Annotated in this window: 1 protein-coding gene; it reads right to left on the bottom strand. The window is 44.2% G+C overall.

Annotation, left to right across the window (positions count from 1 at the left end):
- Positions 1–300: 300 nt before the first annotated feature.
- The gene (gene clpB, locus NXS07_RS19225; RefSeq protein ID WP_038201331.1) at positions 301–2,874 is read right to left on the bottom strand and encodes an ATP-dependent chaperone ClpB; all 2,574 of its coding nucleotides are present in this window, start codon (positions 2,872–2,874) and stop codon (positions 301–303) included.
- Between the last annotated feature and the right edge of the window lie 165 nt (positions 2,875–3,039).

Raw genomic sequence — 3,039 nt, forward strand, 5'->3', positions numbered from 1 at the left:
CGGGCTGTTCTCTCGCTGTCCGCCGCGGCGTGTCTTCGCTCAGCGTCGGTCAGTGGTGGCGCATTATAGGGACTTTTTAGCCCCTGACAATAGTTATTTTAAAAAAAAACTCTCAATCGATTATTTATCCTCCAACGCAAGCCAAATTGGTGCTTTGTTAGACTAAGAAATGAAAAAAGAGGTGGTTTTCCCACCTCTTTTTACTTCTGGTATACCTTTTTATATCACCCCATGAAAATTTCACATGAGAGTTGTCTATATAAAGACGACTATCTATGAAAATCGACCAAGCAAACAATCTCATTGTTTTGCAACTATGTGGTCGTTTTCCAGATCTAAAGTAACCAATTTTCCGGGAATCAGTTTGCCTGAAAGGATCTGCTGGGCCAAAGGGTTTTCGATCTCTTGCTGGATGGCTCGTTTTAATGGCCGAGCACCATATACAGGATCAAAACCAGCGTCACTCAATTTCTCCAATGCCGTCGATGTCATCGTGACCTGATAGCCACGCTCTTCCAAACGATGGTATAAACGTTGTAATTGGATATTCGCAATGGATGTCAGATGTTCTTTTCCTAATGGGTGGAACACGACTACTTCATCAACACGGTTAATAAATTCAGGCCTGAAATGATGACCAACTACTTCCATCACTATATCTTTCATTCCCGCATAATCCAGTGCGCCAAAACGTTCCTGAATCATATCTGAACCTAGATTAGAGGTCATAATTATAACAGTATTGCGAAAATCAACCGTTCTCCCCTGTCCATCCGTCAGACGACCATCATCCAATACCTGTAACAGAATGTTGAAGACATCAGGATGAGCTTTTTCTACCTCATCCAGTAAAATCACTGAATAAGGGCGACGACGCACCGCTTCTGTCAGATACCCCCCCTCTTCATATCCAACATATCCAGGAGGAGCCCCCACCAGTCTTGAAACAGTATGTTTTTCCATAAATTCCGACATGTCTAGGCGCACCATCGCATCATCACTGTCGAATAGGAAATTGGCCAACGCTTTACCCAATTCGGTTTTACCTACTCCCGTCGGCCCCAAAAACATAAAAGAACCAATCGGACGATTTGGATCGGATAATCCCGCACGGCTACGACGAATTGCATTAGATACAGCATCAACAGCCTCATTTTGCCCGATGACACGTTTATGTAATTCATGCTCCATACGCAGAAGTTTATCTTTTTCACTCTCCAACATTCTGGATACAGGAATTCCCGTCCAGCGAGCAAGAATTTCGGCAATTTCGGCATCGGTCACTTTGTTACGCAGCAGTTTCATATGATGGCTTTCTACTGTTGTTGCCGTTGCCAAACGTTTTTCCAATTCTGGAATTTTTCCGTACTGGATTTCAGACATCTTCGCTAGATCACCACTACGACGGGCTTTTTCTAATTCAAGGCGCGTATTCTCTAATTCTGCTTTAATGTTCTGAGTGCCAATCAGCTCTGCTTTTTCGGCTTTCCACTCTTCTTCCAGCTCAGAATATTCGCGTTCTTTCTCCACCAGCTCTATATTCAACATTTCGAGTCGTTTTTTACTGCCATCGTCCGGTTCTTTTTTCAGTGCCTGCTGCTCCAGCTTTAATTGAATAACCCGACGCTCCAAACGATCCAGTGCTTCTGGTTTAGAATCCATTTGCATACGCAAACTTGCTCCTGCTTCATCAATCAGATCGATGGCTTTGTCTGGCAACATACGATCTGAAATATAGCGATGGGATAATGTCGCAGCAGCAACGATTGCTGGATCAGTAATTTGTACATGGTGATGCAATTCATAGCGTTCTTTAAGCCCACGCAGGATAGCAATGGTATCTTCAACGGTTGGCTCCGCAACATACACCTTCTGGAAACGACGTTCCAAAGCAGCATCTTTTTCAATGTATTGACGATATTCATCCAGTGTCGTCGCACCAACACAGTGTAGTTCACCGCGAGCCAGGGCGGGTTTAAGCATATTACCGGCATCCATTGCGCCATCAGCCTTACCTGCTCCTACCACCGTATGCAATTCATCAATGAACAGAATGACTGAGCCTTCCTGCTTGGCGAGATCGCTCAAAACACCTTTCAAACGTTCTTCAAATTCACCACGGTATTTCGCACCCGCCACTAGCGCTCCCATATCAAGGGACAGAACGCGTTTGTTTTTCAGCCCCTCCGGGACTTCACCATTAATAATACGCTGCGCCAGACCTTCAACTATGGCGGTTTTCCCAACACCCGGTTCACCAATAAGAACAGGGTTATTTTTAGTTCTACGCTGTAATACCTGAATTGTCCGGCGAATTTCTTCATCGCGCCCAATCACGGGATCTAATTTGCCCTGTTCGGCGCGTTCAGTTAGATCGATTGTGTATTTTTTTAGTGCCTGACGCTGATCTTCAGCGCCTTGATCACTCACTTTCTCACCACCACGCATCTGTTCTATTGCCTTAGCGATTTTATCTTTGGTTGTTCCCACAGCTTTAAGTATGTCACTTAATGTTCCACGTTCTTCTATTGCCGCCAAAATAAAGAGTTCAGAAGAAATAAAATTGTCACCTGCTTTTTGCGCAAGTTTGTCACACAGGTTTAAATAACGTCCCAACTCATTGGATACCTGTACATCACCACCATTACCCTCTACTTTCGGTAATCGATCCAAGGCTTGGTTAAGTTGATTGTTAATGCTACTCGTATCAACCCCTGCCGATGTCAGTAAGGGACGAACAGAGCCCCCCTCTTGATTAAGCAATGCGCTCATCAAGTGGGTCGGTTCGATGAATTGATTATCACGCCCTAATGCAAGGGATTGGGCCTCAGCGAGAGCAAGCTGGAATTTATTAGTAAGACGATCCAGACGCATAACACCTCCAATACTGGTCAGAATTTGCTACTGGAAACTAGATAAGGTCATTCCTTAAATATTCAAGGTACTCTGAAAAGTTAATTGGAAACTAGGGACTGTTGATGTTTTATGTTCATAAATCAATCAGCCCACATTGGTAACCAAACGAGAGTAAATGCCAGT

This window comes from Xenorhabdus bovienii, assembly GCF_024721015.1.
In the GTDB taxonomy this organism is placed as follows: domain Bacteria; phylum Pseudomonadota; class Gammaproteobacteria; order Enterobacterales; family Enterobacteriaceae; genus Xenorhabdus; species Xenorhabdus bovienii.